General features: G+C 72.3%; 11 protein-coding genes and 1 pseudogene. 6 read left to right on the top strand and 6 right to left on the bottom strand.

The annotated features are described in order from the left end of the window. Positions 1 to 7: 7 nt before the first annotated feature. Positions 8 to 1,585 (bottom strand): YfcC family protein, encoded by a 1,578-nt coding sequence (locus tag OG247_RS35655; protein ID WP_442813498.1) that lies wholly within the window; start codon positions 1,583 to 1,585, stop codon positions 8 to 10. After that, the gene (locus OG247_RS35660) at positions 1,582 to 2,994 is read right to left on the bottom strand and encodes a M20/M25/M40 family metallo-hydrolase (protein ID WP_327256089.1); all 1,413 of its coding nucleotides are present in this window, start codon (positions 2,992 to 2,994) and stop codon (positions 1,582 to 1,584) included. Before OG247_RS35660 ends, OG247_RS35655 begins: the two co-directional genes overlap by 4 nt. Positions 2,995 to 3,342: 348 nt before the next feature. On the opposite strand from OG247_RS35660, the gene OG247_RS35665 reads away from it, so the two are divergent. Together OG247_RS35665 and OG247_RS35670 are read left to right on the top strand one after the other, a co-directional pair. Next, complete coding sequence (locus tag OG247_RS35665) at positions 3,343 to 3,918, top strand: hypothetical protein (protein ID WP_327256090.1); 576 nt, start codon at positions 3,343 to 3,345, stop codon at positions 3,916 to 3,918. Between the two features lie 48 nt (positions 3,919 to 3,966). After that, the gene (locus OG247_RS35670) at positions 3,967 to 4,746 is read left to right on the top strand and encodes a bestrophin-like domain (protein ID WP_327256091.1); all 780 of its coding nucleotides are present in this window, start codon (positions 3,967 to 3,969) and stop codon (positions 4,744 to 4,746) included. A 68-nt stretch (positions 4,747 to 4,814) separates the two neighbouring features. Here OG247_RS35670 and OG247_RS35675 read toward each other — a convergent pair whose 3' ends face one another. The 3 genes from OG247_RS35675 to OG247_RS35685 all read right to left on the bottom strand — a co-directional run bounded on the left by OG247_RS35675 (position 4,815) and on the right by OG247_RS35685 (position 7,280). Continuing rightward, positions 4,815 to 5,993 carry an MAB_1171c family putative transporter gene (locus OG247_RS35675; protein WP_327256092.1) on the bottom strand — a complete coding sequence of 393 codons (1,179 nt, stop codon included), beginning with the start codon at positions 5,991 to 5,993 and terminating at the stop codon, positions 4,815 to 4,817. Beyond that, a complete protein-coding gene (locus OG247_RS35680; protein WP_327256093.1) occupies positions 5,990 to 6,547 on the bottom strand; it encodes a toxin-antitoxin system, toxin component in 558 nt (185 codons plus the stop codon). The genes OG247_RS35675 and OG247_RS35680 overlap by 4 nt, the downstream gene beginning before the upstream one ends. Before the next feature lie 64 nt (positions 6,548 to 6,611). Next, entirely contained in the window at positions 6,612 to 7,280 is a 669-nt protein-coding gene (locus OG247_RS35685) for a helix-turn-helix domain-containing protein (RefSeq protein WP_327256094.1), read from the bottom strand. A 225-nt stretch (positions 7,281 to 7,505) separates the two neighbouring features. Between OG247_RS35685 and OG247_RS35690 the strand changes: the two genes are divergently transcribed. The 4 genes from OG247_RS35690 (at position 7,506) to OG247_RS35705 (ending at position 12,961) form a co-directional block, all read left to right on the top strand. Further along, positions 7,506 to 8,495, top strand: coding sequence for an MmyB family transcriptional regulator (locus OG247_RS35690; RefSeq protein WP_327256095.1), 990 nt, complete (start codon positions 7,506 to 7,508; stop codon positions 8,493 to 8,495). A 64-nt stretch (positions 8,496 to 8,559) separates the two neighbouring features. Further along, the gene (locus OG247_RS35695) at positions 8,560 to 9,909 is read left to right on the top strand and encodes a 6-phospho-beta-glucosidase (protein WP_327256096.1); all 1,350 of its coding nucleotides are present in this window, start codon (positions 8,560 to 8,562) and stop codon (positions 9,907 to 9,909) included. Positions 9,910 to 10,112: 203 nt separating this feature from the next. After that, positions 10,113 to 12,191 carry an MDR family MFS transporter gene (locus OG247_RS35700; RefSeq protein ID WP_327256097.1) on the top strand — a complete coding sequence of 693 codons (2,079 nt, stop codon included), beginning with the start codon at positions 10,113 to 10,115 and terminating at the stop codon, positions 12,189 to 12,191. A gap of 110 nt (positions 12,192 to 12,301) precedes the next feature. Further along, positions 12,302 to 12,961 carry a GOLPH3/VPS74 family protein gene (locus OG247_RS35705; RefSeq protein ID WP_327256098.1) on the top strand — a complete coding sequence of 220 codons (660 nt, stop codon included), beginning with the start codon at positions 12,302 to 12,304 and terminating at the stop codon, positions 12,959 to 12,961. Between the two features lie 161 nt (positions 12,962 to 13,122). Here OG247_RS35705 and OG247_RS35710 read toward each other — a convergent pair. Next, positions 13,123 to 13,488 (bottom strand): annotated as a pseudogene (locus tag OG247_RS35710) (NUDIX domain-containing protein); the annotation flags it as partial. Positions 13,489 to 13,494: the final 6 nt, after the last annotated feature.

A 13,494-nucleotide genomic window follows, 5' to 3' on the forward strand; every position in this document is an offset into this window, starting at 1 on the left:
GCCGGCGTCACATCGCGGCTCCCAGCGCCAGGAACCCGCAGATCATGACGAAGAGGATGGCGAGCAACGGCCAGACGAAGCGCAGGTACTTGTCGTAGCCGACCTTGGCCAGCGCCACACCGCCGATGGTGACCGCGGTGGTGGGGACCCAGAGGTTCATCCATCCGCTCGCCGACTGCCAGGCCGTCACCATCAGCGCGCGGGAGACGCCCGCGAAGTCGGCGAGCGGGGCCAGGATCGGCATGGTGAGCGTGGCGTGCCCGGAGGTGGAGGGGATCAGGAAGGCGAGCGGGAGGTTCACGAGGAAGACGATGATCGCGAAGACCCCGGACGAAGTCCCCTTCACCACGCCCTCGATGGAGTTCAGCACGGTGTCGGTGATCTTCGAGTTGTTCATGATGACCGTGACCCCGCGCGCCAGCATGATGACCAGGGCGGGCGAGATGAAGTCGGCGGCGCCCTGGATGATCGTGGAGCTGAGCTTGGCCTCGCCCATCCGGGCGACCAGGCCGATCAGCACGGCCGCGCAGATGAACAGCGCCGCCAACTGGGCGAAGGACCAGTCCAGTTCCCAGACGTACGGGGTCGCGTCCGCCTTGCCGGTGAGCGCGCTCGACCAGGGCACCACCGAGAAGATCATGAAGGCGAAGACGAGGACCAGCAGGACCAGCACGATCTTGTGCAGCCGGGTCAGCTCCGGTTCTTCGCCCTCGGGGTATTCGGCGCCGGTGGCCTTCTGCTCCCGGTCCCCGGGCAGGAATCCGCAGATCGACTTGGAGGGGTCCTTCTGGACCCGTCGCGCGTACCGGATCACGTAGAGGACGGTCACGGTGGTCAGGACGATCCACATGAGGAAGCGCAGCCCGATCCCGTCCCCGAGCGAGATGTCGGCCGCCGAGGAGGCCACGCCGGTCGCGAACGGGTTCACCGTGGAGCAGAGCACGCCGATGCCCGCGCCGAGGATGGCAGCGCCGACGGCGACGAGCCGGTCGTAGCCCAGGGCCAGCATCATCGGCACGAGCAGTCCGTAGAACCCGAGGGTCTCCTCGGCGAAGCCCTCCACGGTGCCCAGGATCGAGAAGACCACCATGACGGCGGCGATCAGCAGGGCCCCGCGGTCGCGCAGCCGGTGGGCGAGGCGGGCGATGCCGCGGTCGAGGGCCCCGGTGGCGAACACGACGGTGATGAAGGCGCCGATGGCGAGCACGAAGAGGAACACGCCCGCGCTGCCGTACAGATCACCGCTGAAGGTGGGGCCGACCTGGCCGGTCTTGGGGTCCTGGAGGCCGTAGAGCCCGTTGACGGGGGAGAGGAACAGGTCGTTCAGGCGATCGGTGAAGCTCTGGGTGCCGTCGACCCGGTGGTAGGTGCCGGCGACGGGGGAGCCGCTGTCGTCCCGGTCGTACTCGCCGGCCGGGACGAGGAAGGCCAGCAGCCAGATCGCGACGGTGACGATGGCCAGGATGGTCAGCGCGCTGGGGAAGGAGAACTTCCGCGCGGGCGCCGGACCCTCCGGTGGAGCCGGCGCGGCCGGCGCGGCCGGCGGGGGCGGCGGGGCTGCCGGCGGCGGGGTCGCTGTGGTCACCGGGCGTCTCCCGAGCGGTCCCGGACGGTGTCACGGGAACCGGCCGCGCCGAAGTCGGCCGCGTACTCCCGGACGAAGGCGGCCATCGCCACCACCGTGTTGCGCACCTCCGACAGCAGCACCCGCTCGTTCGGCGCGTGCAGGTTGCACATGCTGTCCTGCGCGCCGAACAGCAGGACCTCCGCGCCCGGAGCCGCCCGCGCGAGGCCGTTCACCAGCGGGATGGAGCCGCCCGTGGCCACGTAGGAGGCCTCGGTGCCCCAGGCCTCCTTCAGCGCGGTCAGCGCCGCCCGGTACGCCGGTCCGCCCGTCCGCGCCTCGAAGCCGGGGCCGGTGTCGCCCGGGGTGACGCTGAGCGGGATCCCGAAGGGGCGCTGCGCGCGCAGGTGCTTGACGAGCGCGGACCGGGCCTCCTTCGCGTCCTGGAGCGGATGGAAGCGCAGGTTCAGCTTGGCCCGCGCGTACGGGACCACGGCGGAGGCGGCGCCCGCCACGTCCGGGGCGTCCAGCCCGATGACGGTGACGGCGGGCCCGCTCCACAGCCGCTCGCCGAGCGAGCCGGTGCCGATCAGCGGCAGTCCGTCCCGGACGGAGGCCAGCTCGCGGAACTCCTCCTCGGTATAGGTCGTTCCCTCCCAGGGATCGCGGCGCAGCCCGGGCACCGCCACGTCTCCGTGCTCGTCGTGCAGGGTGGCCAGTGCCCGGAGCAGGACCAGCAGGGCGTCGGGGGCGGCTCCGCCGAACTCGCCGCTGTGCCGCGCCTCCGCGAGGGTGCGCACCTCCACCGTCACCTCGCAGGCCCCGCGCAGACCGGTGGTCAGGGTCGGGGTGCCGGGACGCAGGTTGCCGAGGTCGGCGATGACCATCGCGTCGCAGGCGAACCGGTCCGGATCGGTGGGCGGATAGTCGTCGAAGGGGCTGCCGTACTCCTCCTGTCCCTCGATCACCAGCTTGATCCCGACGGGCGGGCGGCCGCCGTAGACCCGGAGCATGCCCAGGTGCGCGATCACGTTCGACTTGTCGTCGGCGATCCCGCGCGCCCGCAGGGCGCCGGGGACGCCGGGGACGGGGGTCGGCTCGAAGGGAGGGGACAGCCACAGGGTCGGGTTGCCCGCGGGCTGGACGTCGTAGTGCCCGTAGAGCAGGACGGTCGGGGCGTCCGGGTGCGGGGGCGGGATCTCGCCGTAGATGACCGGGGCGGTGTCGGGCAGGTCGATCCGCTCGATGGCGGGGACGCCCGCCTCGCGCAGCAGGGAGACGATCAGGTCGTGCGCCTCCAGGACCGGCTCCGCCGGATATCCGGGGAAGGCGACCGAGGGGATCGCCGCGAGCCGTTCCAGATCGGCCCGGAGGCCGTCCATCAGGGCGTCGACCTGTGCTTCGAGGGTCTGCGAGCCGTTCGCGTCCACCTGCCACCGTCCCTGTGCTCCCCGGGGCGACCCCGCTGAGCTGCGGGATCGGGTTCTCCGATCATCGGCGGGGGGAGCGGGCCGCGCCGTGGCGGAGTGGGCCGGGCGGGTGAACGCCGGCCGCGGGTGTGCGGGGGCCGGGGCGCGCGGCGGCGCGGTGGGGTGGTGCCCGGGGGCGCGCCCGCCGGTACGGGTCCGGGCCGGGCGGGCACCCGGCCGGGACCCGGTGTGAGGCGAAGTGGACCGCCGAGGGCGGATCTTGACCTGTCCGACGCGTATCGAACCACCGCCGTGATCGTTTCTTCAGGAGTAGCCCTCATCCCTGCTGCGGAATCGGGAGAACGCGCGGTGACCGCTTGGCAGTACTTCGCCGGGGCCGGCCTGGTGGCGGCGCTCTGCCCGCTGCACGGTCACGTGGCGGTCGCCGGAGACGGCCACGGGCGCGGCGCCCGGGTCGACGTGTGCGTTCCGGCCGGGTCGCAGCCGCCCCTGCTACGGCCCCCGGCGTCGACGCCGGTTCCGGCTGCGCCCGTACGGCCGACCGCCCGGGTGCTGCTGCCCGGCCCGGCCGGGCCGACGGTGCGCCACCCCGGGCTGGGGCCCGCCCCGGCGCCGCCCGGCGCGGTGGCGGAGCCCGCCCCCGGGCCGACGGCGCAGGCAAGGCCCGCGCCGGCGCAGCCGCGGGCGGCCGCGGCGCGGGAGCCCGGGGGTGCGCGGCCGGCTCCGGGCGGAGCGGTGGCTCCGCGGCCGGTCGCAGCGGTGGCGGGGGCGGCGGGGCGCTTCCACGTGCGCCCGTACCACTCGGCGGCCCTGGCGCGACGCGGCCCGGACGGCATGTCCACCCTGATGCTCATGGTCGTCGTCACGACCCCGGCGGTGCTCGCGGCCGTCGCGCTGCGGCCCCGTTCCAGGAGCCGCGGCTAGCCGCGCCGCCACGTTCAGTCCGATCGTTTCGACCTACGGAGAATCCTCGTGTCCGAATGGCTGGTCCTGGCCATCGCCATGGCGCTCGTCTGCGCCCTCGTCCTCGCCTTCACCGCGATCCGGCACCGCCGGGTCGACGACGACGAGGACACCAGCGAAACCCCCGACGTCCTCGAGTACATGGTGATGATGGTCGGCGTGGTCTACGCGATCGTGCTGGGCCTGGCCATCGCGGGCGTCTGGGAGGCGCGCGGCGCCGCCGAGGACAGCGTGCGCCGCGAGGCCCAGTCCCTGTACGAGGTCACCCAGCGCGCCGACGTCTACCCCGCCGCGGTCCGCGACCGGATCCGCGGCGAGGTCGACGCGTACGTGTCCCACACCGTCAGCGTGGACTGGCCGCGGCTGACCTCCGGGGCGCCGGTGTCCCCGGAGAGCGGCGAACTCCTCGGCAAGCTGCGCAGCGACGTCACCCACCAGAGCCCGGGCAACGAGCTGCAGGCCCAGGCCTACCAGCCGCTGCTGGACCACATCGCGGCCGCCGACGACGCCCGCCACGAGCGGACGCAGAGCGACGAGTCCACGCTGCCGGGGGTGGTCTGGCTGGGGCTGGTCGCGGGCGGGCTGGTCACCGTCGGGCTGATCTTCACCCTGCAGATCCGGCGTTCGGGGCGGGAGCTGCTGCTCGCGGGGCTGTTCAGCGCGCTGATCGTGTTCCTGCTGTTCATGGTGTGGAGCTTCGACGCGCCCTTCGGGCGGGACGGGATCGACTCGGCGGCGCCGTTCCAGGACCTGTTCCCGTCCCTGTCCCTGGCCGCGGCCGGGCGCTGAGCGAACGGCGGCTGCGTGCCCCGGGCGGCCTACCCGGGGCGGCGTACCCGGGGTTGGGCCCTGCGGGCTCAGCGCCCCGACAGCGCCGCCTGCCGGCGGGATTCGGCCACCACCGGCGAGTTGCGCAGGGCGTGCGAGATCCGTACGAGGTCGCGCGGGCCGTCGGTGACCGGCGGCGCCCCTTCCTCGCTGGCCCCGATGACCCGCCCCTCGGGGTCGGCCGCGCGGGCGCGCACGGCGGCGGCGACCATGGCCGCGTCGGCGACGGCCCGTGCGGTGTCCTCGTCGGCCCCGGCCCCGAGGGCCCGCGCGAGGGCGTCGTCCCGCTGTGACGGGTCGAAGTACGGGCCGAGGTGCAGGAAGCCGTCGTGGATGTCCGACTCGCGCTGGATCATCCGCAGCTCCGCGGCGGACCACCAGGCCATCCGCACGCCGGGGACGCCCGTGGGGCCGGACGTGCGCACCTCGTGCCACAGGGTGCCCAGCCGCCGGTACCTGGACCAGTACTGCCACCGGTCGGACAGCCGCTGGAACACCAGCGGAAGCACGAAGCCGACGGCGCTGACATTGGCTCCGATGGAGGCGACGGGCGGCGCCACCGAGGTGCTCAGCCAGTCCAGGTCGTGGCCGGTCCAGCGGGCCACGACGGCGGTCATCTTGGTGGCGTCGTAGCAGAGGTTGAAGACGTACCCGATGACGATGATCACGAGGCCGACGCGGAGCCAGCCGCGCACTTGCAGGGACCAGCGCCAGCACATCGCGACCATCACGAAGGCGGCCACGTTGTGGGCCACCAGGTAGAGGGCGATCAGCTCCCGGATGAAGGGGGTGTTGGCGTAGTGGGTGTCGAAGTCCCGCAGCCGCTCGACCGGGGTGTCACCGAGGAAGAACAGCACCGTCAGCGCCACGATCACGGCGGAGTAGCCGAGGATCCAGGCCCGCGAGACGCGCCGGGTCTCCTCCGGTGGGCCGCCGCGCCAGTTGACGATCAGTACGAGGCAGGCGGCGCTGAAGGCGGTGATCAGGCAGTAGACGAGCGGGGCGGAGAAGTTGGGTATGCCGGTCCAGCGGTTGACCGCCGCGATCGTGGGCGGGGCGGCGAAGATGAAGATCGCGCCGGCCAGGGTGAGCAGGGCGCAGACCGACCGCAGGAGCGGATCGCGCCAGTTCTTCCGTAGCGTCGGCAGTTTGAAGGCGAGTGCGATCGCCATCGCGGCTGCCGGTGTGTAGTAGTCCTGGCCTTTCAATGGTCGTTCCTGTGCCCCCGGTATCCGAGCGCGGCCTCGATGCGGCCGGCCAGTTGGTCCCGCTGTGCCGGGGCCCGATGGCTGCCCGACCCGGCCAGCCAGGTCCGGCAGCGGCTGCCCAGCAGCAGACCGAAGGTTTCCGCTTCGGTCTCCTCATGGACGTCGGCGCGCGTGCGCGCGGCGACGCGGCGTACGGTCTCGCCGATGTCGGCCTCGTCCGACAGCAGCCGCGCGGCGACGGCGGCGCCGTCGACGTGGTGGCTGCAGTGTCCGGCCTTCATGTGCCACAACTCGTGCCCGAGGATCACCAGTTGGTGGTCGGGTGCGGTGCGTTCCTCGATGACCACCAGATCGCGGTCCGCCATGTCGAGCCACAGTCCGCTGGCCGTCCCCGGCGGGAACGAGGCCATCCGGAACTCCACCCGGCGGCCGCGGTGCTTGCTCATGCCCTCACAGAGGGCGGCGTAGAGGTCCAGGGGCTCCACGGGCGCGGTCAGGTTGATGCCTGCCACCAGCTCCCCGCACAACCGCCGCTGCGCTCTGCCTATGCTCACCGTTCTCCCCGTCGGCGCGGATCCGGATCAGGACTCAAGGATCAGACCCAGACTTTCGACTGGGTCAGGATTCGTTCGGTTTGACGCTTTCGAGAAGCATGTCCAGCCATTCGGTCACCTTGTCCCGGTGCTTGTCGCTGGGCAGTTGGGCGGCGCGCCAGGCGATGCCCCGTACGCCGTGGTTCTGGAGAAGTCTTGCCAGGGGATCGCCCGTCGAAGCGGCCGGGGCGGGTGCGGTTTCCCGTGCGCGGCCCGCGAAGTCCTGGAGCAGCTGTTGCTCGGTGCGCTGGAGGGCGTCCGTGAGCGCGTCTGCGTCGTGGGCGGTGAGGAATCCGGCATGCACCCCGAAGAAGCGCTGGATCGCGTCACAGTGTTCCATGGTCGGCCGTCTGTCGCCGTTGATCAGGGCCCCGGCCTGCTGGCGCGACATGGCGGCGCCGTCGGCGATCTCCTGCTGCGTGTAGCGGCGGCCGTTGGGCTTGACGCGCGTGCGCCGCAGGAGGTCGAGGCGCTGGAGGAACCGGGTTTGGAGATCGGGCTCACCGGCGGGCCGGCCGTCCAGCAGGCTCCGCACCACGTCGGCGGGTACGCCCGAGGCCTCGGAGAGGCGGCGCAGGTCGAAGACCTGGTTCGGGTCGCGGCCCAGCTTGCCCGCGAGTTCGGCGACCCGCGTGACGGTGGCCGCCAGGAGCGTGTTGGCCACCGCGACGGGAGCCGGGAAGCCGTCTGTCACCAGTGGTTCTCCTAGATCGCGCGAGGTCGGGGTACGGGCACGTGGTCGGCTCCAGGAATCTATCCGGTCTCTGTCCGTACGGCTAGAACGTGCCACATCTGTGGCGGGATCGAGCTGCCCAGAGGCTGGAATTGCCACAATAGTTGACACTCGAATGAAGTCGGTAGCAGGATCGCCACACGGAAATGAAGATCCAGACCGTAATAAAGATGGGGGGAGCCCTCGGTGCCACATCTCGCAGCGGTGGGCCCGTCCGAAGGGCTCGCCCACATCGGTGGGGAGCGCCTCGCGGGCGAGGAGTCCGCACGCGGCGCCGTGCGGTCGGAGCGACGCAAGGAGATTTTGCGCCAGCGCCGGGAGGAACTGGGGCTGAGCCAGGAAGACTTGGCGGCGCGTTTGCGCATCAGCGTTCGCGCGTACGGAAACTGGGAGCGCGGCCTGGTCAAGGAGTGGACGGACCGCAAGCTCCTCGCCCTGGCCGAGGCCCTGGAGATGAGCGAGCGGCAGTGCTTCTGGCTCTTCCGGATCATGGTCGACCGCGACCCGCCGCCCACCTGGCGCGCGGCCGAGGACAGCCGGCTGCCCGACGATCCGGCGCAGCGCGACTACCTGTGTGACTACGCGGCCCTCATGGAGGCCGTTCCCTACCCGAGTTTCCTCGTGGACCACCGCTGGGACGTGGCCCTGACCAACTCGGCGTTCGACCGGCTCTTCCAGTCGGTACGCCCGCATCCGACCGCCCTGCCGGACGACAACTTCCTGCGCTTCGTGCTGTTCCACCCGGACGCCGCGGCCGTGCTGGAGGACCACGAACCGGCCTGGTGCGTACCGCTGCTGGCACGCTTCGCGACCGCACTGGCCGCCGCCCCCGACGACGAGGGGCTGCGCAGCATCCGTCAGGAGGTGGCCCGTGACCCGTTCATGGAGGCCGCCTACCGGTACGGAGTGCCGCACTGGCTGACGACCCACGGGGCCGGGGCCGCCGAACAGGACGGCGCCGTGCGCACCGTGCGCCACCCGGACCCGGGCTGGGGTCTGGTGCGCTGCCGGATGGTGGCGGAATCCGGCCCGATGCTCGACGGCATGGGGCTGACCCGGATGACGCTGGTCCTCTCGACGCCGCAGGGCCGGCCGACGGGTCCGCTGCCGGGCGGTCCGGGCGCGCAGCCGCACCAGTTGCCGCGGCTGAGGGCCGTGCCGTCGCCGGTGGACTGATCCGGCGGGGGAGACTGGTGCCACGACACCCTGGCACTGGTGCACTGCGAAAGGCGGTAAGGGCGTGCGGCTGACGATCCTCGGCGGGGGCGGATTCCGGGTACCGCTCGTCTACGGAGCCCTGCTCGGCGATCACGCCGAGGGCAGGGTGTCACACGTGACCCTGTACGACGAGGATTCCGGCCGGCTCCGTGCCATGGCACGGGTGCTCGCGGACCAGGCCGCCGGGATCGCGGACGCCCCGGCCGTCACGGCCACCACCGATCTCGACGAGGCCCTGCGCGGCGCCGACTTCGTGTTTTCGGCCATTCGCGTCGGAGGACTGGAGGGGCGGGCCGCCGACGAGCGGATCGCCCTGGCCGAGGGAGTGCTGGGCCAGGAGACGGTGGGCGCGGGCGGGATCGCGTACGGCCTGCGGACGGTGCCGGTGGCCCGTGAGATCGCGCGCAGGGTGGCCCGTACCGCCCCCGGGGCATGGGTGATCAACTTCACCAACCCGGCCGGGGTGGTCACGGAAGCCATGGCCGAGGAGCTCGGGGACCGGGTCATCGGCATCTGCGATTCGCCGGTCGGGCTCGGGCGGCGGATCGCCCGGCTGCTCGGCGCCCGGCCCGAGGACGCCTGGATCGACTACGTCGGCCTCAACCACCTGGGCTGGGTGCGCGGGCTGCGGATCGGCGGGCGCGACGAACTGCCGCGGCTGCTGGCCGACGCGCAGGCGCTGGAATCCTTCGAAGAGGGCCGGCTGTTCGGGGCCGAGTGGCTGCGCTCGCTCGGCGCGATCCCGAATGAGTACCTGCACTACTACTACTTCAACCGCGACACCGTACGGGCCTACCAGGAGGTCAAGCAGACCCGCGGGGCGTTCCTGCGCGACCAGCAGCGGGGGTTCTACGCCGAGGCCGGGCGGCCGGATCCGGCACCCGGTGCGGCGCTGGCCGCCTGGGACCGCACCCGGGCCGAGCGCGAAGCGACGTACATGGCCGAGAACCGCGAGGTCGCGGGCGTCGGCGAGCGCGAGGAGAGCGATCTGGAGTCGGGCGGGTACGAGAAGGTGGCCCTCGCCCTGATGCGCGCCATCGCCCGGGACGAGCGCGCCACCCTGATCCTGAACGTCCGCAACCGCGGGACCCTGTCGGTGCTCGACGCCGAGGCCGTCATCGAGGTGCCCTGCCTGGTCGACGCCAACGGGGCCCACCCGGTCGCCGTCGATCCGCTGCCGCTGCACGCGGTGGGCCTGGTGACCTCGGTCAAGGCCGCCGAGCGGGAGGTCCTCGCGGCGGCGGCCAGCGGATCGCGGGCGGACGCCGTCAAGGCCTTCGCGCTGCATCCGCTGGTGGACTCGGTCGCGGTGGCCCGGCGGCTGGTGGCCGGGTACGCGGCGGAGCATCCGGGGCTGGGCTACCTGCGCTGACGGCCGGCGGCCGGGTCGCCTGCGCCGGCGGCCGTGTTCACCTGCGCTGACGGCCGGCGGCCGGGTTCACTTGCGCCGGCGGCTGCGGCCGGGCCACCCGTACTGACGGCCTGTTCACGTGCGTCGACGGCCCCCGCGTCCCGGCCGCCCGGACGGGCTAACGCCGCATGCGGCCGGACGGGGGCGCTGTGAGAGTGCGAGGTGTGACCACAGCCGAAGGTGCAGCCCCCGCCATATCCGCAGCGGCGCCACCCGTGCTCGACCGGCGATCGCGCAACATCGTGTTCGGCACGGTCATGCTCGGCGTGCTGCTGGCGGCCCTGGACCAGACGATCGTGGGCACGGCGCTGCCCACGATCGTGGCGGACCTCGGCGGCGGGGACCACATGTCCTGGGTCGTGACCGCGTACCTGCTCACCGAGACGGTCGCGACCGTGCTCGTCGGCAAGTTCGGTGACCTCTTCGGCCGGAAACTGGTCTTCCAGATCTCCGCGATCGTCTTCATCACCGGCTCGTTCCTGTGCGGCCTCGCGAGCAACATGACCCTGCTCATCGTGTGGCGGGGCATCCAGGGCATCGGCGCCGGCGGGCTGATGGTCACCGCGATGGCCCTCATCGCCGACGTGGTCCCGCTGCGCGAACGAGGGAAGTACCAGGGCGCGATCGGCGCCGTCTTCGGCGTCGCCACGGTGATCGGGCCGCTGCTCGGCGGACTCTTCACCGACCACCTGACCTGGCGCTGGGCGTTCTACGTCAACGTGCCGATCGCCATCCTGGTCGTGGTGGCCGCCGCGAAGACGATCCCCTCCGTGCGCGCCGCGGGCAAACCGGTCATCGACTACCTGGGCATCGCGATGGTCGCGATCGGCGCGAGCTCGCTGATCCTGGCCACGAGCCTGGGCGGGAACGAGTACGCCTGGAGCTCTCCCCTCATCGTCGGGCTCTTCGCCGCCGGCGCCGTGGCACTCGCACTGTTCTGCCTGGTGGAGATGCGCGCCGCACAGCCGATGCTGCCGATGCGGCTGTTCCGCAATCCCGTCTTCTCGGTCTGCTCCGTCCTCAGCTTCGTCGTCGGCTTCGCGATGCTCGGCGCGATGACCTTCCTGCCGACGTACCTGCAGTACGTGGACGGGGATTCGGCCACCGTCTCCGGAGTGCGCACGCTGCCGCTGGTCATCGGCCTGCTGATCGCATCGGTCTTCAGCGGCAACGTCACGAGCAAGACCGGGCACTACCGGATCTTCCCGATCGTCGGCTGCGCGGTGATGGGCCTCGGGCTCTACCTGCTGTCGCGGATGGGGCCGCAGTCCAACGCCTGGCTGGAATCGCTGTACATGTTCGTCCTCGGCACCGGCATCGGCCTGTGCATGCAGGTGCTGACCATCGCCGTGCAGAACACCGTGGACTACGCCGACCTCGGCACCGCGACCTCGGGCGTCACCTTCTTCCGTACCCTCGGCAGCGCCTTCGGGACCGCCGTCTTCGGCACGATCTACGCCAACACCCTGAAGCCCGCGCTGGCGAAGGGGGTCGAGGAGGCCGCGCGCGCCACCGGCCAGGACCCAGCACAGCTGGGCGCGGCGGCGCAGAGCCCACAGGGCGTGCACGGGCTCGATCCGGCGGCGGCCGGGCCGGTCATCGACGCGTACGCGGACACCCTGCACACGGTGTTCCTGTGGACCGTGCCGGTGGCGGTGGTCGGATTCGTCGTCGCGCTGTTCCTCAAGCAGGTCAAGCTGCGCGACAGCGCGCGGGCCGGTTCCACGGACATGGGCGACGGCTTCGGCTCGCCCGCCACGGCCTCCGGGGACTCGGCGAAGCTGCTGGAACTGGCGGTCGGCAAGCTGGTGCGGAGCATGGGACCGGAGACGGCCCGCGGGATCGTGAACTCCTCGGACACCCGGCTGGACATGGCGGGTGCGTGGGCGGTCATGCAGGTGGACCTGATGACCCGCACCGTCGGCTACGCGAGCCTGGGACTCATCGCGTCGCGCCGCCACCTGCCCCCGGAGGTGCTGCTGCCGGTCTTCGAACGGATGGTGGACGAGGGCTACATGACGCGGCAGAACGGCTTCTACACGCAGACCCCGGCGGGCGAGCGGGAAGCGGGCGTCATCTCGGACGCGTGGGCCACGTGGCTCGGCGACCAGCTGGAGAAGGACCGGGGCCGTCCGCGCAGCGCGGAGCTGCGGGCCGCCGCGGACGCGATCGCGAAGCGGCTGCTGGCGGAGGACCTGGGCGACGGGAACTTCGCCCCGCGTGCGATGGCGGGGCGGCCGTAGGGCGGAGCCGGGAACTTCCCGCCGGGTGTGGACGTCTGGCCAGGAGACAGGTTCTACGAGACGTACGAGTTCTACGTTTCCAAAGGTGTGGGGGTACGGGGATGGCGGGCATGGGGATCACACTGGCGGAGGAGATCACACTGCTGTCGCTGGACGACGAGTCCGGGTCGGTGAAGCAGCGGCAGTCGGTGGGCTGGGCCGTGGCGGGCGCCCTCCTGCTCGAACTGGTCCTCGCGGAGCGGGTACGGGTCTCGGGCAAGTACCTGGAACTGGTGGACACCTCGCCCACCGGGGAGGAACTGCTCGACGGCCGGACCGAGTCGATACGGGCCTGGATGGGCGGCCGGAGCAAGCGCCGGGTCACCGACTGGCTGACGAAGGACCAGGCCAAGGCCATCGGGGCGGCCGTGGAGCGGCTGAGCGGGCGCGGCGTGGTCGTGGAGGAGCGGCGCAAGGCGCTCGGAGTCTTCCCGGTGCGACGCTACCCGGAGGCCGACGGAACGGCCGAGCGCGAACTGCGCGAGCGGCTCGCCTCCGCGGTCATCGACGGCGCGGAGCCGGACGAGCGCACCGCGAGCCTCGTCGCGCTGATCCACGCGGCCGGCCTGCAGGCCCTGGCCTTCCCGGGAACCCCGCGCAAGGAGGTGGAGGCGCGCACGGCGGAGATGGCCGAGGGACAGTGGGCGGCCGAGAGCGTCCGCGCCGCGATCCGCGACATGCGGCTGGCGATGGCGGCCGTCACCGCGGCGACGGTGGTGACGGTGACCTAAGGGGCCTGCCGCCGCGCCGCGCCGGCCGGCAGTCTGATCGTCCGTACTCCGGCCGGCCGGAGTACGGACGGGATCAGCCCCGCAGAGCGTGGAAGGGTCACCGGCCACCGCGAAGGCGGTTGCACGAAGGCGGTAGCGCGAAGTCGGCGTGCGGCAGGCTGTCAGCGAAGGCCCGGGCCGCCCGCGGGGTCCGGGGTGACGGTGGTCGGATAGTCGTACGACGGTACATGCGGGAGATGCGGCGCCAGGTCGGGCCGCCAGGCGCGCAGGGCCGCCGCGGACGGGGCGTAGAGGGCCGCCGGGATCTCGGCCGGGGAGAACCAGGACCAGCAGGCGATCTTGTGGGGCTCGGTGATCGTGGCGGTGCCCTCGGCGGCCGAGGTGACGGCCGCGGCCGTCAGCTGGGTCAGGCCGGAATCGGCGTCGAGCAGGATGGAAACGATCCGGATCTCCTCGGGGGCCGCGCGCAGCGCGGTCTCCTCGGCCAGCTCGCGGGCGGCGGCCTGTTCGAAGCCCTCCCCCGGGTCGACCTT

The organism is Streptomyces sp. NBC_01244, from assembly GCF_035987325.1.
Classification (GTDB): Bacteria; Actinomycetota; Actinomycetes; order Streptomycetales; family Streptomycetaceae; genus Streptomyces.

Bases quoted from the DNA above. Each gene is read 5' to 3' on its own strand.
- OG247_RS35705 (WP_327256098.1), top strand. From the start codon at position 12,302: ATGGGGATCACACTGGCGGAGGAGATCACACTGCTGTCGCTGGACGAC.